The sequence below is a fragment of the Flavobacterium sp. KMS genome (assembly GCF_000813005.1).
Taxonomy (GTDB): Bacteria; Bacteroidota; Bacteroidia; order Flavobacteriales; family Flavobacteriaceae; genus Flavobacterium.
The window spans coordinates 1-23,350 of sequence record NZ_JSYP01000031.1; the positions used below are offsets into that span (position 1 = coordinate 1).

A 23,350-nucleotide genomic window follows, 5' to 3' on the forward strand; every position below is an offset into this window, starting at 1 on the left:
TCCTGAATTAGCAGTAACAGTATATGTAAAAGAACCAGTAGATGTAAGTACATCTTTAAATTTTGCTTCTGTAAGTGGGGCGGCATTAATTTTTACAGGATTATCGTTTCTGTAAACATTGTACGTAATACCAGTACCTCCCACAACAGACCAGCTTACATCTACTCCACTCCCATTTAATGCTGCTTTTATAGTCAGAGGAGCCACTGGAGCTACTGGAGTAGCTGAACTATCTTCATCACTACTACAAGATGCAAGTATGAAAAAAGATATAAATAACAAAGTAATTTTTCTCTTCATTTTTGTATTTTTTTTTAATTATTTCGGCTAAAATAGTTAAAAACAACGCAAACAATCAAATATTTCACATATTAAAAACATAAATCATTAATAATATTTTTCCTTAAAACTAAATGTATCTATCTCTTGAAATATACCCCCTAGTAATTTGACCATTTATAATTCCAAATATTAAAAAGCAATGTTTATAGAGGAACGAGCCTAAATAACAAAAGCAACCCATTTAGAGTTGCTTTTGTTATAATTTTAAGTAATTGAAAACTTCTTAAACTAATAATAAGTTATAGCTGTTTTTTCATTTAGCACTGTTGGTGAAGGTTTCCCATGAAACCTCATTCTTGTTAAAACATAACCATTTTCATTATAGGTGTATTCACTTTTCGATAATCTGGTATTAGCTAAATTTCCATTTTTATTTACAATAACCGAAAAGCCAGCTTCATTATTTACACTATTAATACCTATAAGAATAGTATTAAATCCTAAAATATTTTTTGTAGGTATATTTTTTGTGTCATAAACAAAATCTGATGTTTCAACAATGTTAGTTGAAGGGTCAAATGAAAATGAAACTGAATGGACATATTTGACCATATTACCTTTTTCATAAGTATAAACCCAGGTACCCCAATCAGGATAATCGCTTGTCTCAGTGATTAAACCATCTGTACCGTAAGCATAATTAGTTGTATAATCAATACTTCCATCAGATTTCTTTCTTATCATAGATATCAAATCTTTTTTTGTATTATATACATATTCAAAAGATGACTTAACAGTATTATCAACATTATAGTAGGTTACTTTTGTAATTAAATCCTCGTTATACGTATACTTTGCTATTACATCATATACCGTTACAGTTTGGTCTTTTAATCTAGTCGTAGTACTTTTGATTGTTTGGCTTATTATTTTAGTAACATTGGTCGCATCATAAGTATATGTATATTCAGATTTTGTGTTTTCTATAGTATTAAATGACTCTACAGTTCTTGTTTTAGGAAGTTCTAATATTACTTTTTCAGAAACAACTCCTTTTGCACTTTCCATACCTCCTGAATTAGCAGTAACAGTATATGTAAAAGAACCAGTAGATGTAAGTACATCTTTAAATTTTGCTTCTGTAAGTGGGGCGGCATTAATTTTTACAGGATTATCGTTTCTGTAAACATTGTACGTAATACCAGTACCTCCCACAACAGACCAGCTTACATCTACTCCACCCCCATTTAATGTTGCTTTTATAGTCAGAGGAGCCACAGGAGCTACTGGAGTAGCTGAACTATCTTCATCACTACTACAAGATGCAAGTATGAAAAAAGATATAAATAACAGAGTAATTTTTTTCTTCATTTTTATTTTTATAATTATTTCGGCGAAAATAGCTAAAATAACCAAAGGTTCTACATGTTAAACATATAATTAAATGAATAATAATCTTTTTTTTAGGATTAATTATAAAATTGTATCAATTCTCAAAAATATAAACCACTATAATTTGACCGTTTATAATGCCAAATATTAAAAAGTAATGTTTATTTAGGATTATTTAATCTTAATAGTAAATAAAGGAACGTGCCAAAACAACAAAAGCAACTCTAAATGGGTTGCTTTTGTTATAATTTTAGGTAAGCTAAAAAACTTCATAAATTAATAATAAGTAATAACTGTTTTTTCAGTTTGTAATGTTTCACCAGAAGATACCTTAAGAGTTTTCATTGTTGTTAAAACATAACCATTTTCATTATACGTATTATCACTTTTAGACGATTTCGTACTCGAAAGTTCTCCATTAAGAGTAATAACAGTTGAGGAGCTAATCTCATTATTTTTACTATTATTTACAAAAAAATTAATTCCTAAAATATTTAAAGTAGGTTCATTCTTTGTATCAAATACATAATTACTTACCGCAAGATATTCATCTTCACGCATTGGAGTTGTAATACTATATTTTACCAAATTCCCTTTTCCAAAAGTATATATCCCTACACCCGAATCACGTGCGTCATTTGTTTCAGTAATTGTTCCATCCTCATTGTATTTATAAGTAACAGTATAATTAATACTTCCATCCGATCTTTTTACTATCCTACCTATCATTTTCTTTTGCGCATTATACACATACTCAACAAAGGACCTAGGAATATCATCAACACTATAGTAGCTTATTTTTGTAATTAAATTTCCGGTATAGGTAAACTTAATTACTGTATTCGTTACAGTTACCTTTTTTGTTGTTAAATCTACATCGGTTACTTTACTAGTTTGACTCACTAATTTAGTAATATTAGATGTGTCATAAGTATATGCATATTCATATTTCGTGTCATAATATATATCAATTGATTGCATAGTTTTTGTTTTAGGAAGTTCTAATATTACTTTTTCAGAAACCACTCCTTTTGTACTCTCCGCACCATCTAAATTAGCCGTAACAGTATATACAAAAGAACCTGTATTTTTAAGAACATCAGTAAATTTTGCTTCCTTAAGCGAAGCTGTATTAATTTTTACTGCGTTTCTGTAAACATTATATGTAATACCAGCACCTTCTACACCAGTCCAGGTAATATCTACACTACCTTCATTTAATACTGCATGAATAGCAGTAGGAGCTACTGGAGCAACTGGAATGATCGAACTATCTTCATCATTACTACAAGATGCAAGTATGAAAAAAGATATAAATAACAGAGTAATTTTTTTCTTCATTTTTCTTTTTTTTAAATTATTTAGGCTAAAATAGTCAAAACAAGCACATATAATAAGATTAAACATGTTAAAACTAAAAAAAATGATAATAATTTTCCTTGAAATTAAATACGTCTATTTTCAGAAGTATAAAGCCAAATAATAAGACAGCAAATATTAAAAAATGAAATTATACTACATATCTGTATTTAACTATTGAAGTTCGATTTGTAAGCGATTTAAACTCATATTGTTGCTCAGACAAAAGAAAACACCCCTCTTAATCTGAGATAAATATATGAATACCCCATTTTGAAGCTTTAAATTTTAACAAATAGTCAGTATTGCAATTTTACCCTCCTGATTATTAAAATATTCGCAAAAACTCAATTTGATTTTTTGCTCTTTAGAAAAACCTGTACATTTGAAAAATCAAAAATGAAAGATAACAGTATAAAATATCACTCTTCGATAACAACTCAAAACTGGGTTGCAATTACTGCTACAACAACTTCTACAATTACTACTACCCCTTAGGGGTATACATTTTTACATATAATCCGGTTATCCATACTTTTTTTTCTAGAAAGAAGAAAAGCATTGAATACGTATAAACACTTGTATTTATAAAATAAAAAACACAAAATGAGAATATTAAAATTTGGTGGAACTTCGGTCGCCAATGCCGAAAATATAAAAAGAGTTTTAGAAATTGTAAACAAAAAATCAGAACAAGATCAATTAGTAGTTGTCGTTTCTGCTTTAAGCAAAGTAACCGATTTACTTCAGGCTGCTGCTACGAAAGCAGCTTCTAATGACGAAAGTTTTAAAGATATAGTTGCAGAAATAGAGAAAAAACATTTAGATACGTTAAAAGCTCTAATTCCTGTTAGCGAACAAAGTAGCTTATTAAGCCACGTAAAAAGAATTATAAATCATCTTGAAACTTTACTTGACGGATGTTTCTTATTAGGAGAATTATCCAATAGAACATCTGATACTATCTTGAGTTTTGGTGAATTGCTTTCGTCTTATATTATTGCCGAAGCTTTAAAACAAACTAATAAAAATAACGGTTACAAAGACAGCCGCGAACTTATAAAAACGAATAATCATTTCGGGAAAGCCGCTGTAAACTTTGAAGTTACAAATCAATTAATTCGTGATTACTTTGCTACAAATGAATCTCAAGTCGTTATCATGCCTGGTTTTATAGCTTCGTCACTAGATGGAATCATTACAACATTAGGTCGTGGCGGGTCTGATTATACTGCTGCAATTCTGGCAGGCGCACTGAATGCTAAAGGACTGGAAATATGGACTGACGTAAACGGAATGTACACTGCCAATCCTAAAATTGTAAAACAAGCACATCCTATTGCAACTATTTCTTATCAGGAAGCGATGGAATTATCGCATTTTGGTGCCAAGGTGTTATATCCGCCTACAATCCAACCCGTTTTAAGAAAAAACATTCCTATTGTAATCAAGAATACTTTTGAACCAGAATCGGAAGGAACTTATATTTCGAATCAAGTTTCATCAAAAGATACTATTGTAAAAGGAATTAGTCATATCGATAATATTTCGCTAATAACTCTTGAAGGTTCAGGTATGATTGGTGTTTCAGGTTCTTCAAAACGTCTTTTTGAAGTTTTGTCTAACGAAAGCATCAATGTCATTTTTATTACTCAGGCATCATCTGAACATTCTATTTGTATCGGTATTTTAAATGCTGATGCCGAAAATGCAGAACAAGCAATTAATGGTGCTTTTGAAGTAGAAATTACTCAAAATAAAGTGGATCCTTGTATTGTTGAGAAAAACCTTTGCATCATTGCTTTGGTTGGTGAAAACATGAAAAACCACCAAGGTTTAAGCGGAAGAATGTTTAGTACTCTGGGTAAAAACAACGTGAACATTCGCGCTATCGCACAAGGTGCTTCCGAGAGAAATATCTCGGTTGTAATTAACGAGCGTGATGTAAAAAAGGCATTGAATACTTTGCACGAAAACTTCTTTGAAGAGAATACTAAACAACTCAACTTATTTGTAATGGGAGTTGGAAACGTGGGAGAAAAATTCATCGAACAAATTCACAGCCAAAGAAAGTTTTTGAAAGAAAACCTAAAGATAAATGTTCGTGTTATTGCTTTATCCAATTCGAGAAAAATGATTTTCGACGAAGATGGTATTTCTCTTAAAGAATGGCAAGCAGCTCTAGAAAATGGAGAAACTGCTAATAAAGATGCATTTATAGAACGTGCCAAAGAACTGAATTTACGTAATAGTATTTTTGTTGATATCACAGCAAATGCAACTGTTTCTGAAACTTACGAAGAGTTCTTAAAACAAAGTATCGCAGTAGTAACTTGTAATAAAATTGCTTGTTCATCTGAATATGCTAATTATAAAAAACTAAAAAATTTATCACGCCAGTTTAACGCTCCATTTTTATTCGAAACCAATGTTGGCGCTGGTTTACCAATTATAGATACAGTTAAAAACTTAATTGCATCGGGTGATAAAGTACATAAAATTCAGGCTGTTTTATCTGGAAGTTTGAATTTTATCTTTAATAATTTTGATAAAGACAACTCCTTCCTCGATGTGGTAAAAGAAGCTGGAGTTCAAGGATTTACTGAGCCTGACCCAAAAATTGACTTAAGCGGAATTGATGTTGCCAGAAAAATTCTAATCCTAATCAGAGAAAGTGGTTATGAAATGGATATTGATGCTATTGCAAATGAATCTTTCATGCCTGCAGAATCTCTTGCAACAACTACAAATGAAGCTTTCTTTGAATCATTAAAGAAACATTCAGCTCATTTTGAAGCTATTTATGATGAAGCTTTAAGTAAAGATTCAAGGTTAAAATATGTAGCTCAATTCGAAAACGGAAAAGCAAGCGTAGGATTGCAATTTATCCCAAAAGACCATCCGTTCTATAATCTGGAAGGAAAAGATAATATTGTATTGTTTTACACCGACCGTTATGTTGATCAGCCGCTACTTATAAAAGGTGCTGGTGCTGGTGCTGCAGTTACTGCTTCGGGAATTTTTGCAGATGTAATTCGAATAGGAAATAATTAATTTTAAGATGCTAAGATACTAAGACGCTAAGGTTCTGAGTTTTTTAAAAGGTTCTAAGTTGTTAAGTGACTGAGATACTAAGTGAAAAATATTAGAAATTTACTTCTTAGACTTTAAATAAAAGATATAAAGAGACCTATACGCAAAGTAAAAGCTTAGAAACTTAGCGACTTAGAACCTCAGAAACTTAAAAAAAAATGAAAGAAATAAAACTATTTTGTCCGGCAACAATTGCCAATCTCTCGTGTGGATTTGATGTTCTCGGACTTTGTTTAGAAACTGCGGGCGATGAAATGATTGTTCGTAAATCAGACCAGAAAGGCGTTCGCATTACAAAAATTGTTGGTGCCGATTTACCTCTAGAAACAGAAAAAAATGTTGCTGGAGTTGCTGCATTGGCAATGCTTGAAACTATAGAAACCGACTTCGGATTTGAAATCGAAATTTACAAAAACATCAAAGCTGGAAGCGGAATTGGTAGTAGTGCCGCAAGTTCTGCTGGTGCTGTATTTGGTATAAACGAATTATTAGAGCGTCCATTTTCTAGAAAAGAATTAGTGCAATTTGCCATGCAAGGGGAGAAATTAGCTAGTGGAAATGCTCATGCCGACAACGTTGCTCCTGCCCTTTTGGGTGGTTTTACTTTGGTTAGAAGTTACAATCCGCTGGATATTATAAAAATAGATAGTCCAGAAGAATTATATGCTACAGTTGTACATCCTCAAATCGAACTAAAAACATCTGATGCCCGTTCGGTATTAAAACAAAATGTTTCCCTAAAAAGCGCCATCATGCAATGGGGAAATGTAGGTGGTTTAATCGCTGGATTATATACTAAAGATTACGATTTGATCGGAAGATCTCTTCATGACGAAATCGTAGAACCTTTACGAAGTGTCTTGATTCCTGGTTTTGATGCAATCAAACAAGCAGCTCTCGAAAATGGCGCACTAGGTTCTGGAATTTCAGGATCAGGCCCTTCTATTTTTGCTTTAAGCAGAGGAAAAGAAAACGCTGAAAAAATCGGTAAAGCCATGAGCGAAGTGTATGATAATATAGATTTACCATACGAAATTCATATCTCGCAAATTAATCCAGATGGAGTACGCGTAATTTAACTTTAAGCAATAGGCTTTAAGCCTTAAGCCTACCGTTTGAAGCATAAAAATAATTAAACATTTAGCAAAAAAGCTTAAAGCCTTTAGCCTAAAGCTTACTGCGCAAAGCAATAAAAAAATGAAATACTATAGTTTAAACCATAATGCCCCAAAGGTTTCTTTTCAGGAAGCTGTAATACAAGGATTAGCAAGTGATAAAGGATTATATTTTCCAGAAACTATCACACCATTAAATGCTTCTTTTTTTGAGACAATCGAAAATCTGAGCAACGAAGAAATCGCTTTTGAAGCAATCAAACAATTTGTTGGAGATGAAATTCCTAAGCAGACTTTAAAAGAAATTATTGCCGAAACGCTATGTTTTGATTTCCCTGTTGTTGAGGTCGAAAAAGGAATTTATTCGCTTGAATTATTTCACGGGCCTACAATGGCTTTTAAAGATGTTGGAGCGCGATTTATGTCACGTTGTCTGGCCTATTTTAACAAAGATAAAGCAGAAAGTAAAAACACGGTTCTTGTCGCTACCTCGGGTGATACTGGTGGAGCGGTTGCAAGCGGTTTTCTTGGTGTTGCAGGTGTAGAAGTTGTTATTTTATATCCGTCAGGAAAAGTAAGCGATATTCAGGAAAAACAACTGACAACTTTAGGTCAAAATATCAAAGCCTTGGAAGTTAATGGTGTTTTCGATGATTGTCAGGATATGGTAAAAAAAGCCTTTCTAGACGAAACTCTAGCGCATAAAAATCTTACCTCAGCAAATTCTATCAATATTGCGCGTTGGTTACCGCAAATGTTCTATTTCTTTTTTGCTTATAAAGCGTTAAAAAAACAAAACAAACCGTTAATTTTCTCTTGCCCAAGCGGAAATTTCGGAAATATTTGCGCCGGAATAATAGCTAAGAAATTAGGTTTACCAATTGAACATTTTGTGGCCTCTACAAACGTAAACGATACTGTACCAAGGTTCTTAGAAAACGGAAATTACGATCCAAAACCATCTAAAGCTACTATCTCAAATGCAATGGACGTTGGAAATCCAAGTAACTTTATCCGTATTCAGGAAATGTACCAAAATGATTTAAAAGCGTTCGAAAAAGACTTTTCTTCTTATAGTTATACTGATGAAGAAACACTGGAAGCAATGAAACAGATTTATAAAGCTAACGGTTATATTGCAGAACCACACGGTGCAGTTGGCTATCTTGGTTTGAAAAAAGAATTACAAAAGCATGACAATGCAATTGGTATTTTCTTAGAAACTGCTCATCCTATTAAATTTCTTGATGTTGTTGAGCCTGCTTTAGGCATTACACTTCCTATTCCGGAACAAATTAAAAGCGTTATGAATGAGGAAAAAGTTAGTGTGAAGATTAAGACATATGAGGAATTGAAGGTGTTTTTGGGTTAAAAAACATATACAGGCATGATTAAAGCGAGTAAAAAAAATACTCGCTTTTTTTGCATTACCATTAATTATTTTGACATAATATATAAAAAATATCCACTACGGAAATCCGTAAAATTGGCAATAAAAAAAACATATATTTGAAAGTAAGAAAACGAAACAAATTTTCGCTTATCTATCCGATTTTAGGTGTACATGCGAAGGTTTGTTTCTCCTATAAATGAGTTGACAGTAATAAACCAACACTCTGCAAAACAAGAAACATATGGAAAGTAATGAAATAGATTTGAACTATATGAATACGGGAAGTGTTGACAAAACATATTTTGCTCGATCATTTGTAGATAAATTCACAGGACAAACTGAGAGATTTGCGTTCAAGATTTTAGACGATAATCAAACGGAGTTTATTCTACGAAAAGAAGCGATTATAGGTACTTCTTTTCTCGGAAAAAGAGCATTAAAAGCACTATTCTACGAAGATAGCAGAAATATAAAAAAACTCTTTCTTCAACAATTCGACGCAACTGAGTTACCAGTAAAAAATTTGTCTAAACAAGCATCGTTTACTGAAGATGAAATAGAAAGACTATATTTATTTTTGAAGAGCATTAAAGAAGTCGAATTCCCAAACAATCAAACTTACAATATAAAGGATGATGATTTACGTAAAATGCTCTTGGATGATAAGCAAGCAAAAAAATTGATTTTAGAAAATCTTCCTCAATTACAAGAAGCTCTTAAGAATAATGTAACTACGAGTGACATTATTAACTATGGTTATAGGAAAGCTCAACTCGAAATATTTAAAAAATTACTCTATGAAGATGGCTTTTTCGACAATCATAAGCAAGCCTTAATTCTCGAAGGAGAACTATCATCAAAAGCTAGAGACGAGGATTTATGGCAATCATTTTTCGAAAAAAACACTTGGATTTTAGGATATGGCTTAGAATATCTTTTTAATACCGAATTAGACGATAAAAAGTTAGAACAAATAACTAGCGGTGCTAATTTTAATGAAAGTGGAAAACGAATTGACGGTTTATTAAAATCTCAAGGTGCGATAAATTCCCTTTGCTTTTGCGAATTAAAGCTTAGTTCACATAACCTTTTGAAACAGGTTAAGAATTCTTACCGCCCAGAATCTTGGCAAATTTCAGATTCATTATCTGGTGCAATTGCTCAGGTTCAAAGAACAATTCAAAAGGCAATTTTTGACATAAAAACTAAAATTGAAATTGTAGACAAACAAGGTGATTTGACAGGAGAAGAACTTTATTTATACAATCCAAAAGGATTTATATTGATAGGTAATCAAAATGAATTTATCACTGAAGGCAGAATAAATCAAATAAAATACTCGTCATTTGAAATGTTTAGAAAAAATTTAAAAAATATTGAAATTCTAACATTCGACGAATTATATCAGAGAGCAAAATATATTTGTGAAAAATAATCTCTCGCTAGCGCGAGTGTCCCGCTCGTGAACACAAAGAAATTAAAAACCAAATTTAAATAGGTACGAGCGGAACGCTCACGATAATTGAGGAAAAATTTTAGCACAGACAACTTCCTTGAGTGTTTTATTCTTGCCAAAATTATTGTATGTTTGAGAGTAAAAAATATGATTGATAAAATTACTTCTGTTTTTGAAAATTACAGTACAAAAATAAAAAATCCATTTTTTGGCACTATAATTAGCGTTTGGCTAATCCATAACTGGCGAATTCCATATGCTTTATTTAATTTCGACAAAGAATGCAGTCTTACGGACAAGATAAATTTTATAGCCGATTATTTTGGAAAGCAATATTTTTGGGACGAATTCACTAATATTATTGGTCTTTCATTTTTAGTTTTGCTCTGCTCATTTATTTTACTGCTGATTTCAAGAGCAATCACCGATACATACTATAAAATAATTGAACCATATATTGTTACTAAAATTGACCAAAAAGCAATTTTCACGCAAACTGAAAAACAAGATCTCGAAGATAAAATCCTTAAATTAGAAACCGCTCTAAATAACAAAAGAGAAGAAATAACAAGAGCAGAAGGAAACACTCAAATAATTCAGCAAAAAAGAGATGTAGTACAAAGTGAATATAATTCATATATTGAGTCAAGTGGTTTGGAATACAAAAATCTTCAAGAGAAAATGGACCAATTGGTGAGTAGAACTTTATTTACCGAAAAAGTTACAGATTTCTACGAAGATGTAATCGTGTTATTAAATGAAGATGAGAAGATAGCTTTAAGGCACATAATTGATAGAGATGAAAATATAACAGACGATGTTTATACCGATACGTTAAATGAAGTATTTTCAAGACACGGATTTCTAGATATAGGTTCTGTTAGAAAAATCAATCAAAATGGTCGATTTTTCGTTGAATATTATCGGAAAAAAATATCAGTTGTATAATAATTGAAGATAAACGCTCAAAATATGGCTATTTTTTATTTTATAATAATCTCCACTAGCTTGAGCGTCCCGCTCGTGAACGCAAAGAGATTCAAAAACCAATTGAAACGTTCACGTGCGGGACGCTCGCGCTAACAATTGATGTGACTACATATTACCTGTAATTTAATCAAATTTTGTCTTCAATGAAAAAATGTGCGTATTGTGATACAAAAACCAAACTTACGAAGGAACATATTTGGCCTAAATGTTTAATTACAAGAATGCCAAACCTGACATTTAGATATATTGGCAGCCAAGACAAATTTGTCACATCGGAACTTGTAATTTCTGACGTTTGTTCAAAATGTAATAACGAAAAACTCTCAAAACTCGATTCTTATCTTTGCTCTCTTTACGATAAATATTTTAAAAACTTTCATGAAGAAAAGAAACAGTTTATTTTTGAATATGATTACGATTTACTTCTAAGAAGTTTATTAAAAATCATTTTTAATTCTTCGAGAACAATCAATAGTGAAGATAACTTTTTTGAAAATTTTAAGCATTTCATTCTTGATGGCAATGAAACTTGGGGAAATGTAATTATACTATTAGACATAATTACTCCCTGGATCACAAAAGATATAAAAGTATATCCTACATCTATGAGATGCGGTATTGTAGACGTAGGAATTAAAAATGAAAATTTCATAATTAGAGCTGTTACTGTAAACTCCTTTTATTTTTATATTCTTATTTCGAAGGAAAAAACTTTATCTGAAACTTTGGTAGAGGAATTTAATAACATATATAATAGAATTCCGGGATCAATTATTCATCCATACAAAACACAAACATTAATTTCTGATTTTTCTAATCAAAATAGCTACAATGCTCATGTAGACTTTATTATGAATACTTCTGAAGCCTTTTATAAATTATACAAAAAATAGCAAGTAACTCTCAATAGCAATTAAGAAACTAAAAAAAAATGAGAAGAGACCTTTGATGAAATCTCTTCTCAATTTAAATATCTTCAAAAAACTATTACTTCCCGTTTAGTAATTTCTCTAAATATTCAACTTTATCTTTTTCAGCTTGTACCAAGCGTTCGTAAAGTTCAACTACTTTATCTAAAGGATTAAAAGTACAATTGTAATTAAGACCGGCATTTACAATCCCATTATCGTGATAAGTATTACCAATAATATTTAAAACTGCTTCTTCCGAAAAGTTTTTAATCGCTTCAACAGAAACTCCAAGAGCTTTTGCAATCTCAATTAGTTTTTGTTCGTCTACAGTTTCGCTGTTTTCAATAGCCGAAATTGCCTGCTGATTTGTCCCTAAAGCCTGTGCCAGTGCTTCCTGTTTCATATCTTTAAGCTCTCTGATACGGCTTATATTTCTGCCGATATGTTTTGGTTTTATTGCTGTACTCATAATTCAAAGATATTTAAAATTCTTAAACGAAAAATGATTTCCGTAAAAAACAAGCCTATTTCTGTAAGATACTCTTTCATAATCGAGATAAATTGACAAATTCGGCTTTAGCTAAAAACACAAAAGATTCGGCTAAATATTTATTACTTACCGAAAACAGATTAACAAAGATTCTATTACTTTTGTGTTATATCCAATATCATAAACCACAAAAGTAACCTTCTAAAAAAATGAAAAAAAAGTTACCTTTTCTTCCTCTTGCCCTACTTTTATTTTTTGTATCAAACCAAACCATTTTTGCTCAAGCAAAAGATAATTACACTGCCAAAATTGATAGTCTGATTAAAACCACTTCTGTTCGTCCTTTTAATGGGAATATATTGGTATCTCAAAATGGGAAAATCAAATATTCTAAGGCCTATGGCTATTCTGATTTTGCAAAAAAAACACCTCTTAAATTAGATGATCCTTTTGTTATTTTATCCAATAGCAAGCAAATAACAGCCGTTTTAGTTCTGCAAGAAGTTGAAAAAGGAAAAATCGTTTTAAATACTTCCATAAAAAAATATTTGCCAAACTTAAAACAACCCTGGACAAGTACTGTTACAGTCGAAAATTTATTAAATCACACTTCGGGTATTGTTGATTTTGAGAAGCCTACCCTTTTTCCTGCTGGAACTCAATTTAAATATACCGATTTAAACTATATTTTATTAGGTCAAATTATCGAAAAAGTTACCAATAAAACCTATGAAACTGTCGTAAACGAATTGTTTAAGAAGAATAAAATGAAAGATAGTTTTTTCCCAAATACTTCAAACGAAAAAGGTGTTGTAAACGGACGACAATATCTTAAAGACAATACAACCAAAATAATCCAAGGCGTTATTATTCCTAGAGAACGAGTTCCTGCCGCTGGACTTGTTAGTACAGTTAAAGATTTAGCTCTTTGGAATGATTTACTACATAATGGTAAACTTCTGAACCAAGCTACTTATGGTCGAATGACTACTTATACTATTACGAACCAACATCCGGTTTTTGGCGATAAAGAAATTGGATATGGATACGGAATTCGTGTAAACGATGAAGCTAAAATTAAAGAATTTGGCCATACCGGAATTGTACCTGATCAAGGATTTACTTCTGTTAACTTATATTATCCTGAAACAAAAACAAGTATCATTGTTCTGGAAAACCAAACCTTTGATAATTTTGATATCGCTTATTATTTTGAAGCTGAAATTAGGAAGATTGTGTTGAATAGTGGGTTACTGAATTAATCAGGCATAAGAATTCAATAACTGTGAAATATTATCAATATAAAAACATTTAGATTACATGAAGTTTCGATAGCTATTTAATTTATCGAATTGACCAGCATCGCTAAAAAAACGAACCAAAAACCAATCAAAATGAAAAAAAATACTTTTTATGTTTTATTGCTATTTATAATAAGTTTTTCAAGTATTGCTCAACATTCTTTAAAAAGAATTTGGGTAACAGATAGTATTTTACCAATTCCAGAATCGGTATTTTATGATAAAATAGATCGGGTATTATATACCTCTTTAATGGATGGTTCACCAGCTGAACGTGACGGAAAAGGAAGTATAGGAAAATTAACTACCGATGGTAAAATCATTAATTTAAATTGGATATCAGGTTTAAATGCTCCAAAAGGGATGGCAAAATTCGAAGATAAATTATTTGTAGCCGACCTTACAGAAATTGTAATTATTGATATAAAACAACAAAAAATACTAAAAAAAATAACCGTTGATGATTCCAAAATATTAAACGATGTAACTGTTGATAAAAAAGGAGTTGTTTATGTGTCTGATCCAAAAGTTGGTAAGATTTTTAAATTAGAAAATGATATAGCAACTGTTTATTTAGAAAACTTAAACAAGCCAAATGGTCTAAAATTCATCGATAATGATTTGTATTTTTTAGACAATGGTTCATTATACAAAATGGATAATAAAAAGAACAAGCACCTTTTAACAGACGGTATGGACGAAAATACAGATGGGATTGAGCAAATAGCAAAAGGAGAGTTTGTTGTGAGTTGCTGGACTGGAGTTATTTATTATGTAAATAAAGATGGCTCAAAAGAAATTCTTTCGGATACCAGAAAAGAAGAATGTTACTCGGCGGATATAGGGCTCGACAATGAGAAAAGAATAGTCTATGTCCCTTCCCTTTTCAAAAAAACCATAGCAGCTTATTCACTTAGATAAAATAATAATAACCTGTCTTTTCTCTTAAATTATCTATTTTAGAAACCACCTATAATTAACTAACCCAATAATAAAAATGAAGAAAACTACTTTAGGAATACTACTTATCGCTTTACCAATGTTATTTATTAATTGCTCTAAGGACGAAAGTACTACAGTTACTCCACCTCAAACAGCCCTAACACCAGATCCAAGATTACCCAATCAAGAAGTATTTAAACCCGCAATACAATTGGTTCCTAAATCCCTTACTGGAAAAGTTACTGGAAAATCAACCGCAACAAAACAACGTATTGTCAAAGAATTAATTTTTAGAGTTACCAAAGATCAACTTGGGAATGAGGTTCAAAATGAGTTGAAAGAAAACAGATATTTATATGACTCAAAAGGTCGATTGTATTCAATAGACAGATACATCAAAGACAAATTCATTGGAATAATTTCTAAATATGAGTTTGATGCTGCAGATAAAGTTACAAAAGCCTTTCATGGTAATAATCCTGTTGAAATTAATAGTGGTGGGTATATCACAAAAACAACTGGAAATGATGGAGGAATAATGGACATTTATTACGACGAAATCGGACGTCTTGCAAAAGAAGTTGAAACAGGAACTTATGAGCAGGAGATTGAACATCAAGGGCCTGACGGTAATTTTACATACGAAACTGTTACCAATCCTAAAACTGCTACTTATTTATACAGCTATGTTGATAATAAAGTATTTGTTAATATCCTCTTGACTGAAAAAAATTACTCTACAGCTAAAGAAACTCCTAATGGAATTGAATATGTTGTTAAAGATAAAATTACTGAGATTACATACGAACTTACCATAGATTACGCGAAGGCTGGTATATATTCTAGTGAACCTATCTTTAGATGTTACATTTATAATTGGATGCATATATTAGATTGGAAAGTTAAGGCGGTATCTGAAGGTGTGACAGAATATGAATTGAGATATGATTATGAATATGTGTATGACTCAAATGGATACCTAAAAGAGTCTAAACAAACAACAACTCGTGCATCGCAGCCTGATCGCCCTTTAGTTATGAAAACACTATACACTTACGAGTAATTTCAATAACTGTTTGAATTTATAACCGATTTCCGTAAGATTAAACTAAAAGCTACAACTATAATTTTGTAGCTTTTTTTTATCTTTGAAAACCAATCTCAAGAATAAAAAACCTCATGATTACAAAAGCAACATTACAAGATATTCCAGCATTAAATACATTAATAAATTCTGCTTATCGCGGAGAATCATCTAAAAAAGGATGGACTACCGAGGCTAATTTATTAGAAGGAAAAAGAACTACTGAGGAAGAATTAAGTGAAACTATCCTAGATTCGAAAAATACTATCTTAAAATTTACTGAGAATGACCAAATTATCGGTTGCGTTTTGTTAGTAGAAAAAGAGGATAAACTCTATTTAGGAATGCTTACGGTTTCGCCTGAGTTGCAAAATAGCGGTATTGGTAAAAAATTATTACATCAAGCCGAAATTCACGCTAAAGAATTGGGTTTGCCTAAAATCATAATGACAGTGATATCTGTTAGAGAAGAGCTCGTTGCTTGGTACAAACGTAATGGTTATGTAGATACAGGCGTAAGAGAACCTTTCCCTGAAAGTGATGTTCATGTTACTGTTTCAGAAGAGCCTTTAGAATTTATTGTATTAGAGAAAAAAGTTTAATTCGTTTAACAACAAGGTTTGTAAAACACACGAAAAAAATTAACCGCAAAGGTCGCTAAGACGCAAAGAAAAAAGACTTTGAGCCTCAGTAACTTTTCGCCTTTCAAACCTTTGAACCTTTAGACGCACTGCGGTGCGTCTCTACAGAAAACCTTTGAACCTAAAAAAAATAATGATTTCTTATTAAAAATAAATAATGAACATACACCTTTTGCCTAAAAAAGATTGTACAGCCTCTATTTGGAGTGGTGGATTGACATATGAATATCTGATATATCCGAAAACGGCAAACTATACCGATAGGGATTTTATATTCAGGATAAGCAGTGCTACAATAGAGAAAGAGCCTTCAGAGTTTACCAAATTTAAGGGTTATTACCGATACTTGGTTATGCTTGATAACGGCTTGCAGATTGAGATAAACAAAGAAAAAAAAACATATGAGAAATATGAAATCATGGAATTTAATTCGGATGATGAAGTGACTTCTTATACAAAAGGTATTGATTTTAATTGGATGGTTTCTGAAAAAGTATCCCATCACAAACTAAAAATAACGAATAGTAATCAGAGTTGTAATGCTCAGATAGTAATTTTATATCCTTTATATACAACAGTTATTAAAATTAATGAGAAGCCATACTACCTAGAACCTTATGATTTATTAGTCATTGAAAATCAAAAAAAGGAGAATATAATGCTTCATTTTTCTGATGAATGCCTCTATGGAATATTGGATTTTTAAAATTTAACCGCAAAGTTCGCTAAGATGTTATCTCACTAAGACGCTAAGTCGCAAAGAAAAAAAGTTTTGAGAATCATTAACATTATGCCGTTCAAACCTTAGAACCTTAGAGCCTTTGCCACTTTGAAACTAAAAAAAGAGCTAAACATTTCTCTTAATCTTCGATAAAAACTCATGTGAAACTCCAAGGTATGAGGATAAATTTTTGTTATTTATTTTCTGTGTTTTGTCTGGATGAGTTTTTATAAATTCAAGATATCGTTGTTTGGATGTTTTGTTTAAAACATCAAGAAGTCTGTTTTGTATAAGGATATTGGCTCTTTCTACCATTGCTATATGAAACTGAATTAGCTTTGGCACTTCTTTAAATAATAACGTTTTATTGGATTTATTAATTACTAATATTTCGCTATCTTCTATTGCTTTAATATTGTATTTGGTTGGTTTCTGATGATAGAAGCTTTCAATATCACACATCCAATCATTTTCGAAAGCAAAAAAGAGAACACTTTCACTTCCGCTTTCGTTTAGGATATAGATTTTAAATGCTCCTTTTAAAATAAAACCTTCATATACACTATTAGAATCCTGAATTTGTAGAAACTCGTTTTTCTTCAGTTTAATAAATTCTGTTTTTTCTATAATTATATCCCATTCAGTATCTGTAAGGACAATTTTGCGCTCAATATTATCCCTTAATAGTTTATACATATGGTTATTTTTTATTTTTAGCAAAAACATTATAACTATTTAATTTACAATATATTTATAGATAATAAAAAATAAATGTAATCGATTACTAAATTAATAAAAAAGATAGAACTAGTTCAATTTTTTTAAAATATTTTATAAAGACTTTTGGCGTATTAATTAACCCCAAAATATCTATTATGAAGATTAAATCTACATTATCAGCGTTATTATTAACACTGATTTTCGGCTTTGCAAGTTGCAACAACGAAGAAATTACTGCTACACAAAATGGTGATAGCAATGCAAGTACAGCTTTATCAACAAGTCAAAATCTGACTGCCAAAGTAGGTAATTGTGCTGAGGTTCCTGGATGGGCATCTCAAAACGGAGGTACTACAGGAGGCGGAAGCGCAGCAGAAACTGTTGTAACTACCTACGCACAACTAAAAGCAGCTATTGAAAACAGTGCTGTAAAAGTGGTAAAGGTTACTGGTACTATTACAATTACAACAAGGCTATCTTTTCAGGATCAATCTGGCAAAACAATTTATGGAGCTAGCGGAGCAAAATTGGTCTCTACAGATCAAACTCAGGCAAATTCTGGTATTATCAATATTAAAAGATGTACCAATATTATTATCAGAAATTTAATTTTTGAAGGTCCTGGTGCTTATGATACTGATGGTTGGGATAATGCTATTATAGATGACTGCCGAAATGTTTGGGTAGATCATTGTGAGTTTAGAGATGGTGTAGATGGTAATCTTGATATAAAAAACAAGTCGAATTACGTTACTGTTTCTTATACAAAATTTGGGTACTTAAAACCTCCTAGAGCTGGGGGTTCTGGAGGATCTGACGATCATAGATATTCTAACTTAATTGGTTCTAGCGATGGTGCTACAGCTGACCGTGGAAATTTAAAAATTACTTTTGCTCGTTGTTGGTGGGCTCCAGGATGTAAGGAAAGAATGCCAAGAGTTCGTTTTGGTCAAGTGCATATCATAAATAGCTACTTTAATAGTACGGTTAGCAATAAATGTGTTGCAGCAGGTTTCGAAGCTAATATTCGTGTAGAAAACAACGTATTCGAAGGTGTAAAAACTCCTATTGACTTAATGACTGGCTATACAGCTGTAACTGCTGTTGGAAATATTTTTACAAGTACAACTGGAAATACTGCAGGAAGTAATACTGCTTTTACACCGCCATATTCTATTGTGACTCTTGCTGCATCTGCGGTTAAAGCTGATGTTACTGCTGGAGCTGGTGCTACATTTACAGGTAATACTTGTGGTTCTTTTTAATTTAATTTAACCATATAAGTCATGTAAGTGCATTTAAGCAATAGTGCTTAGATTTATTTATATGACTTATATGGTTTCTTTTTTTTTATATAAACTAAGGATTTAACCGCAAAGTTCGCAAAGGTTTACGCAAAGAACGCAAAAGTTTTTCTCGTAAAGACGCTAAGTCGCAAAGAAAAAGCTATAGGTTTATTTACCTTTTCAACCTTTGAACCTCTGCACCTCTGCACCTTTGTCCCTTAAATTTAGAGAACTAACTCCTCAAACAATCTTTGAATCGTTTTATCTAAATCCTGGCATAAACCCGGATGCGGTCTTGAGGTTTGAATTGCCGAACTACGAATCGCCGTTAACCAACGAAAACGTTCCGGTATTTCCATTTGTCCAATTGGTCCGCCATCTTTGGCTCCATTGGCTATTTTTTCTAGCGAGGTTAAATTGCAATATAATTGTTCGATATCAAAATCGGCTGAAAGTGCTTGAATTCTCGTATCATTTATATGATACAATACTTTTATAAATTTGGCTCTTTTGCAAAATAATATGATACCTATATTTAGGAATTCTTCGCGTTCTACTCTTGGCACAACACGAATTACGGCATATTCATATAAGTGGTTATCTTGCATTTTCGGCTTCTTTTACAAAAATTTCAGAATGGTTTAATCGTGTTTGCAAAAATTGTAAATATACATTTCGCAATGCTTCAGGTGTTTCATCGGTATCTTCCCAATTGAGCCATTCGTCTGGAATAAGCGCTACAATTTCATGTAATAATTCGGGAGTTAAAACTGCTTTATATTCTGAATCGACTTCTTTTATAAGTGATGCCTGTGGTAACAATACGTGGTCTTTTATTAATGCAAAAGGACTTTTTGCATGTTGTTCCCAATTGTTCCATGAATGATGAAAATACAAACATGCTCCGTGATCTATTAACCATAGTTCTTTGTGCCATATAAGCATATTGGTATTCCTGAACGTACGATCGACATTGGTAATAAAAGCATCTAGCCATACAATTTGCGACGCTAGTTTAGGATCAACTACTGTTACAACTGGATCGAAAGTAATTGCTCCCGATAAAAAATGTAAAGCCAGATTAAGTCCTTGGCTTCCTTGTAGTAAATCCTGAATTTCTTCATCGCCTTCGCTTCTGCCAAATGCTTCGTCGAGATTAGCAAATACTAATTCGGGGATTTGAAGTTTTAAGACATTGGCAATTTCGCCTCCTATTAATTCGGCAATTAGGGCTTTTACACCATGTCCTGCTCCTTTAAATTTTAGGACGTATTTAAAATCGTCATCTGCTTCGGTTAAAGCGGGTAACGAACCGCCTTCGCGCAACGGACTTATATATCGCGTTACGTTTACCGTTCTTAGATCGAGTTTGTTTTTCATAGTCAGCTTTTACTGGAATACAAACTTACTAATTTAGATTTGTTAGTCTTCTTAGATTAGTTAGATTTTTAGATTACATCTGAAGTTAATCACGTCATGGCTGTAGAGGCGCACCGCAGTGCGTCCTACACAATGTATTCTGTAAAGATGGCCATTGCGCTAATTTTGTTTCACGCAGATTTGGCAGATTCAGCGGATTTTTCTCTGGTTTGGTTTGGTTTACCGCTTAGTTTGTGGAATATATTGTAGGAGATGCACCGCAGTGTGTCTTACACAATGTATCCTGTAAAGATGTCGCAGCGTTGCGCTAATTTTGTTTCACGCAGATTTGGCAGATTCAGCGGATTTTTCTCTGGTTTGGTTTGGTTTGCTTTTAAGGCTTAGTTTGTGGAATGTATTACGGGAGACGCACTGCGGTGCGTCTCTACATTGCGTGCGTTTATCTTTTCAGAATTATATTGTGGTTCTTCTCCCGAAGTTTCGGGACGCTCAGAAGGACAAACTGAGTAACATACAATAAATCTTAAAATCTTGATTCTTTAAGTCTTGCCTCTAAGAAGTCTAAAAATCTAACTAATCTAATGTCAAAAATGCTTTCCCAAGATTTGTAATAATATCGGATGCTATAAATGACTGATATCCTGTTTCGGGTAAGGCAATATCGGCGGTTAAACCATGTATATAAACTCCTAATTGAGTAGCTTGAATTGGTAAATATCCTTGCGCCAGTAAACTTGTGATTATTCCGGTTAGGACATCTCCGCTTCCTGCGGTTGCCAATGCTGCATTTCCTGTGGTATTTTGATAAATCGATTCACCATTTACTATATGTGTTGGAGCACCTTTTATGACTATGATTACTTTATATTGTTTGGAGAATTCTATGGTTTTTTCAAATTTTTTGCTGTCTGAAGTCCAATTTCCTATTAAGCGTTCTAGTTCTTTCGGATGTGGTGTTAGTATGGTATCTGGTTGTAGCAAATCATACCATGCTTTATTCTGTGATAGGATATTTAGTGCATCGGCATCGATAACTAGTGGAGTTTTATTTGTTTTTAAAAACTCAAAAAATGCTTTTTGTGTGTTGGGCTCCTGCCCTATTCCTGGGCCTATTCCTATGGCTTGTGGTTTTATATCGAATATGATTTCGGATATGTATTTTTCATGTGTTGTGGTTACCACCATAACTTCGGGAATTGTAGATTGGAGGATTTCGTAGCCACATTTTGGAATGTGTGTCGTTACGAGTCCGCAGCCTGATTTTATACAGGCTTTGGATGCTAAAACGGCTGCTCCTATCTTGCCATAACTTCCTGAAATTATTGCTGCATGTCCTTGTATTCCTTTGTGTGTTTTGGAATTTATAGGCTTGTAAATCTGTTGAATATCAGCTTTGGTTATGGAAATGGGTATTTTCATGAAATGGGTGTTTTTATTAAAATTACAAAAAACCATGATTCAAAAATCATTAATATTACCTGATAAGCTCTAGCCCTGATAATAGCGGCATCCTTTATGTTTTTTCTTTAAAAATATAAAGATATAGCGAATAGCAGGAAACAGCTACTAATTTTTGCGATTTTTATAATTTTGAGTACTTGTTTACAACATTTTTTGAATAAATTTGCGATTAACTTTTATAAACACACACAATGAAAAATACTGCGCTAACGCACATACATGAGGGTTTGGGAGCGAAAATGCTACCTTTTGCTGGTTATAATATGCCTATTTTATACGAGGGTGTAAATGCTGAACACGAGACGGTTCGTACTAGTGTGGGCGTTTTTGACGTTTCGCACATGGGAGAATTTTTATTATCTGGTCCAAATGCTTTGGCTTTGATTCAGAAAGTAACTTCAAATGATGCATCGACGCTTACTATTGGTAGAGCTCAATATTCTTGTTTACCTAATAATGATGGCGGAATTGTAGATGATCTGATTATTTATAAAATGAAAGATGAAGAGTATTTACTTGTTGTAAATGCTTCGAATATTGATAAGGACTGGAATTGGATTTCTTCGCACAATGATTTGGGTGTGGATATGAAAAACCTTTCGGATGATTATTCTTTGTTGGCAATACAAGGGCCTAAAGCTGTTGAGGCTATGCAAAGTTTGACTTCGGTTGATTTATCGGCTATTCCTTATTACCATTTTGAGATTGGTACTTTTGCAGGAATCGATAATGTAATTATTTCGGCTACTGGTTATACTGGTTCTGGTGGTTTTGAGATTTATTGCAAAAATGATGAGGTTGAACTTATCTGGAATAAAGTGTTTGAAGCTGGTGCTGCTTTTGGTATTAAGCCAATAGGATTAGCAGCTCGTGATACGTTGCGTCTAGAAATGGGTTTCTGTTTATACGGAAATGATATTAACGATACTACTTCGCCTCTTGAGGCTGGATTGGGTTGGATTACAAAGTTTACTAAAGATTTTACGAACTCTGAGAACCTGAAAAAACAAAAAGAAGCGGGTGTTACTAAAAAACTTGTTGGTTTTGAGATGCAGGAACGTGCAGTGCCTAGACAAGATTATGAAATTGTTGATGGTTCTGGAAATGTAATCGGGGTGGTAACATCTGGAACTATGTCTCCATCTATGGGAATTGGTATTGGGTTAGGATACGTAACTATCTCAAACAGTGCTATAGATAGCGATATCTTTATTAGAATTAGAAAAAATGATGTTCCTGCGAAAGTGGTAAAACTTCCTTTCTATAAGAAATAATACTTTCTGGCATCAATATTTTAGTGAGATTATACTCTTTTTATAAAAAAAATTAGCGT

21 protein-coding genes are annotated in these 23,350 nt (G+C 32.4%); 13 read left to right on the top strand and 8 right to left on the bottom strand.

Translation table 11 applies throughout. The features are described from left to right. The 3 genes from OA93_RS22190 to OA93_RS22200 form a co-directional block, all read right to left on the bottom strand. Nucleotides 1-300, bottom strand: a 300-nt coding sequence (locus tag OA93_RS22190; RefSeq protein WP_039116321.1) for a hypothetical protein, incomplete at its 3' end; no start/stop codon positions are given. Nucleotides 301-570: 270 nt separating this feature from the next. Continuing rightward, nucleotides 571-1,653, bottom strand: a complete 1,083-nt coding sequence (locus OA93_RS22195; protein WP_039116322.1) for a hypothetical protein — start codon at nucleotides 1,651-1,653, stop codon at nucleotides 571-573. Between the two features lie 297 nt (nucleotides 1,654-1,950). Continuing rightward, nucleotides 1,951-3,015: a hypothetical protein gene (locus OA93_RS22200; protein ID WP_039116323.1), complete on the bottom strand. Its 1,065-nt coding sequence runs from the start codon at nucleotides 3,013-3,015 to the stop codon at nucleotides 1,951-1,953. A 624-nt stretch (nucleotides 3,016-3,639) separates the two neighbouring features. On the opposite strand from OA93_RS22200, the gene thrA reads away from it, so the two are divergent. The 6 genes from thrA to OA93_RS22230 all read left to right on the top strand — a co-directional run bounded on the left by thrA (nucleotide 3,640) and on the right by OA93_RS22230 (nucleotide 11,973). Further along, nucleotides 3,640-6,087 (top strand): bifunctional aspartate kinase/homoserine dehydrogenase I, encoded by a 2,448-nt coding sequence (gene thrA / locus OA93_RS22205; RefSeq protein WP_039116324.1) that lies wholly within the window; start codon nucleotides 3,640-3,642, stop codon nucleotides 6,085-6,087. Between the two features lie 197 nt (nucleotides 6,088-6,284). Continuing rightward, nucleotides 6,285-7,205 (top strand): homoserine kinase, encoded by a 921-nt coding sequence (locus OA93_RS22210; RefSeq protein ID WP_039116325.1) that lies wholly within the window; start codon nucleotides 6,285-6,287, stop codon nucleotides 7,203-7,205. 118 nt (nucleotides 7,206-7,323) lie between these two features. Beyond that, nucleotides 7,324-8,613 carry a threonine synthase gene (gene thrC, locus OA93_RS22215; protein ID WP_039116326.1) on the top strand — a complete coding sequence of 430 codons (1,290 nt, stop codon included), beginning with the start codon at nucleotides 7,324-7,326 and terminating at the stop codon, nucleotides 8,611-8,613. A 262-nt stretch (nucleotides 8,614-8,875) separates the two neighbouring features. Further along, nucleotides 8,876-10,069, top strand: coding sequence for a Shedu immune nuclease family protein (locus OA93_RS22220; protein ID WP_082001867.1), 1,194 nt, complete (start codon nucleotides 8,876-8,878; stop codon nucleotides 10,067-10,069). 168 nt (nucleotides 10,070-10,237) lie between these two features. Continuing rightward, nucleotides 10,238-11,038, top strand: coding sequence for a hypothetical protein (locus tag OA93_RS22225; RefSeq protein ID WP_039116327.1), 801 nt, complete (start codon nucleotides 10,238-10,240; stop codon nucleotides 11,036-11,038). Nucleotides 11,039-11,223: 185 nt separating this feature from the next. After that, nucleotides 11,224-11,973: a hypothetical protein gene (locus OA93_RS22230; RefSeq protein WP_039116328.1), complete on the top strand. Its 750-nt coding sequence runs from the start codon at nucleotides 11,224-11,226 to the stop codon at nucleotides 11,971-11,973. A gap of 94 nt (nucleotides 11,974-12,067) precedes the next feature. Here the strand turns inward: OA93_RS22230 and OA93_RS22235 are convergent, their stop codons facing one another. Next, complete coding sequence (locus OA93_RS22235; RefSeq protein WP_039116329.1) at nucleotides 12,068-12,460, bottom strand: helix-turn-helix transcriptional regulator; 393 nt, start codon at nucleotides 12,458-12,460, stop codon at nucleotides 12,068-12,070. 230 nt (nucleotides 12,461-12,690) lie between these two features. Between OA93_RS22235 and OA93_RS22240 the strand changes: the two genes are divergently transcribed. From OA93_RS22240 to OA93_RS24315, 5 genes are all read left to right on the top strand, one after another. Further along, on the top strand, nucleotides 12,691-13,743 hold the full coding sequence (locus tag OA93_RS22240) for a serine hydrolase domain-containing protein (RefSeq protein ID WP_039116330.1): 1,053 nt from the start codon (nucleotides 12,691-12,693) through the stop codon (nucleotides 13,741-13,743). A gap of 132 nt (nucleotides 13,744-13,875) precedes the next feature. Beyond that, nucleotides 13,876-14,703, top strand: coding sequence for a hypothetical protein (locus tag OA93_RS22245; protein ID WP_039116341.1), 828 nt, complete (start codon nucleotides 13,876-13,878; stop codon nucleotides 14,701-14,703). 76 nt (nucleotides 14,704-14,779) lie between these two features. Then, nucleotides 14,780-15,787: a hypothetical protein gene (locus tag OA93_RS22250; protein ID WP_039116331.1), complete on the top strand. Its 1,008-nt coding sequence runs from the start codon at nucleotides 14,780-14,782 to the stop codon at nucleotides 15,785-15,787. 116 nt (nucleotides 15,788-15,903) lie between these two features. Next, the gene (locus OA93_RS22255) at nucleotides 15,904-16,410 is read left to right on the top strand and encodes a GNAT family N-acetyltransferase (RefSeq protein ID WP_039116332.1); all 507 of its coding nucleotides are present in this window, start codon (nucleotides 15,904-15,906) and stop codon (nucleotides 16,408-16,410) included. 196 nt (nucleotides 16,411-16,606) lie between these two features. Then, entirely contained in the window at nucleotides 16,607-17,155 is a 549-nt protein-coding gene (locus tag OA93_RS24315; protein WP_052259575.1) for a HutD family protein, read from the top strand. Nucleotides 17,156-17,296: 141 nt separating this feature from the next. Here OA93_RS24315 and OA93_RS22265 read toward each other — a convergent pair whose 3' ends face one another. Then, nucleotides 17,297-17,866, bottom strand: coding sequence for a Crp/Fnr family transcriptional regulator (locus OA93_RS22265; protein WP_039116333.1), 570 nt, complete (start codon nucleotides 17,864-17,866; stop codon nucleotides 17,297-17,299). A gap of 179 nt (nucleotides 17,867-18,045) precedes the next feature. Here OA93_RS22265 and OA93_RS22270 point away from each other — a divergent pair, with 179 nt between their 5' ends. Next, nucleotides 18,046-19,155 carry a pectate lyase gene (locus OA93_RS22270; protein ID WP_039116334.1) on the top strand — a complete coding sequence of 370 codons (1,110 nt, stop codon included), beginning with the start codon at nucleotides 18,046-18,048 and terminating at the stop codon, nucleotides 19,153-19,155. Nucleotides 19,156-19,400: 245 nt separating this feature from the next. On the opposite strand, the gene OA93_RS22275 is transcribed toward OA93_RS22270, so the two are convergent. From OA93_RS22275 to OA93_RS22285, 3 genes are all read right to left on the bottom strand, one after another. Next, the gene (locus OA93_RS22275) at nucleotides 19,401-19,784 is read right to left on the bottom strand and encodes a DUF3037 domain-containing protein (RefSeq protein WP_039116335.1); all 384 of its coding nucleotides are present in this window, start codon (nucleotides 19,782-19,784) and stop codon (nucleotides 19,401-19,403) included. Further along, nucleotides 19,774-20,556, bottom strand: coding sequence for a HipA family kinase (locus tag OA93_RS22280; RefSeq protein WP_039116336.1), 783 nt, complete (start codon nucleotides 20,554-20,556; stop codon nucleotides 19,774-19,776). Before OA93_RS22280 ends, OA93_RS22275 begins: the two co-directional genes overlap by 11 nt. Before the next feature lie 573 nt (nucleotides 20,557-21,129). Beyond that, nucleotides 21,130-21,975, bottom strand: a complete 846-nt coding sequence (locus tag OA93_RS22285; RefSeq protein WP_039116337.1) for an NAD(P)H-hydrate dehydratase — start codon at nucleotides 21,973-21,975, stop codon at nucleotides 21,130-21,132. A 233-nt stretch (nucleotides 21,976-22,208) separates the two neighbouring features. Here OA93_RS22285 and gcvT point away from each other — a divergent pair, with 233 nt between their 5' ends. Then, nucleotides 22,209-23,291: a glycine cleavage system aminomethyltransferase GcvT gene (gene gcvT / locus OA93_RS22290; protein ID WP_039116338.1), complete on the top strand. Its 1,083-nt coding sequence runs from the start codon at nucleotides 22,209-22,211 to the stop codon at nucleotides 23,289-23,291. The last annotated feature ends 59 nt before the right edge of the window (nucleotides 23,292-23,350 follow it).

What these genes read in the sequence shown, in the direction of transcription:
- OA93_RS22195 (WP_039116322.1), bottom strand. Translation starts at nt 1,653, where the DNA reads ATGAAGAAAAAAATTACTCTGTTATTTATATCTTTTTTCATACTTGCA.
- OA93_RS22200 (WP_039116323.1), bottom strand. Translation starts at nt 3,015, where the DNA reads ATGAAGAAAAAAATTACTCTGTTATTTATATCTTTTTTCATACTTGCA.
- thrA (WP_039116324.1), top strand. Translation starts at nt 3,640, where the DNA reads ATGAGAATATTAAAATTTGGTGGAACTTCGGTCGCCAATGCCGAAAAT.
- OA93_RS22210 (WP_039116325.1), top strand. Translation starts at nt 6,285, where the DNA reads ATGAAAGAAATAAAACTATTTTGTCCGGCAACAATTGCCAATCTCTCG.
- thrC (WP_039116326.1), top strand. Translation starts at nt 7,324, where the DNA reads ATGAAATACTATAGTTTAAACCATAATGCCCCAAAGGTTTCTTTTCAG.
- OA93_RS22220 (WP_082001867.1), top strand. Translation starts at nt 8,876, where the DNA reads ATGGAAAGTAATGAAATAGATTTGAACTATATGAATACGGGAAGTGTT.
- OA93_RS22225 (WP_039116327.1), top strand. Translation starts at nt 10,238, where the DNA reads ATGATTGATAAAATTACTTCTGTTTTTGAAAATTACAGTACAAAAATA.
- OA93_RS22230 (WP_039116328.1), top strand. Translation starts at nt 11,224, where the DNA reads ATGAAAAAATGTGCGTATTGTGATACAAAAACCAAACTTACGAAGGAA.
- OA93_RS22235 (WP_039116329.1), bottom strand. Translation starts at nt 12,460, where the DNA reads ATGAGTACAGCAATAAAACCAAAACATATCGGCAGAAATATAAGCCGT.
- OA93_RS22240 (WP_039116330.1), top strand. Translation starts at nt 12,691, where the DNA reads ATGAAAAAAAAGTTACCTTTTCTTCCTCTTGCCCTACTTTTATTTTTT.
- OA93_RS22245 (WP_039116341.1), top strand. Translation starts at nt 13,876, where the DNA reads ATGAAAAAAAATACTTTTTATGTTTTATTGCTATTTATAATAAGTTTT.
- OA93_RS22250 (WP_039116331.1), top strand. Translation starts at nt 14,780, where the DNA reads ATGAAGAAAACTACTTTAGGAATACTACTTATCGCTTTACCAATGTTA.
- OA93_RS22255 (WP_039116332.1), top strand. Translation starts at nt 15,904, where the DNA reads ATGATTACAAAAGCAACATTACAAGATATTCCAGCATTAAATACATTA.
- OA93_RS24315 (WP_052259575.1), top strand. Translation starts at nt 16,607, where the DNA reads ATGAACATACACCTTTTGCCTAAAAAAGATTGTACAGCCTCTATTTGG.
- OA93_RS22265 (WP_039116333.1), bottom strand. Translation starts at nt 17,866, where the DNA reads ATGTATAAACTATTAAGGGATAATATTGAGCGCAAAATTGTCCTTACA.
- OA93_RS22270 (WP_039116334.1), top strand. Translation starts at nt 18,046, where the DNA reads ATGAAGATTAAATCTACATTATCAGCGTTATTATTAACACTGATTTTC.
- OA93_RS22275 (WP_039116335.1), bottom strand. Translation starts at nt 19,784, where the DNA reads ATGCAAGATAACCACTTATATGAATATGCCGTAATTCGTGTTGTGCCA.
- OA93_RS22280 (WP_039116336.1), bottom strand. Translation starts at nt 20,556, where the DNA reads ATGAAAAACAAACTCGATCTAAGAACGGTAAACGTAACGCGATATATA.
- OA93_RS22285 (WP_039116337.1), bottom strand. Translation starts at nt 21,975, where the DNA reads ATGAAAATACCCATTTCCATAACCAAAGCTGATATTCAACAGATTTAC.
- gcvT (WP_039116338.1), top strand. Translation starts at nt 22,209, where the DNA reads ATGAAAAATACTGCGCTAACGCACATACATGAGGGTTTGGGAGCGAAA.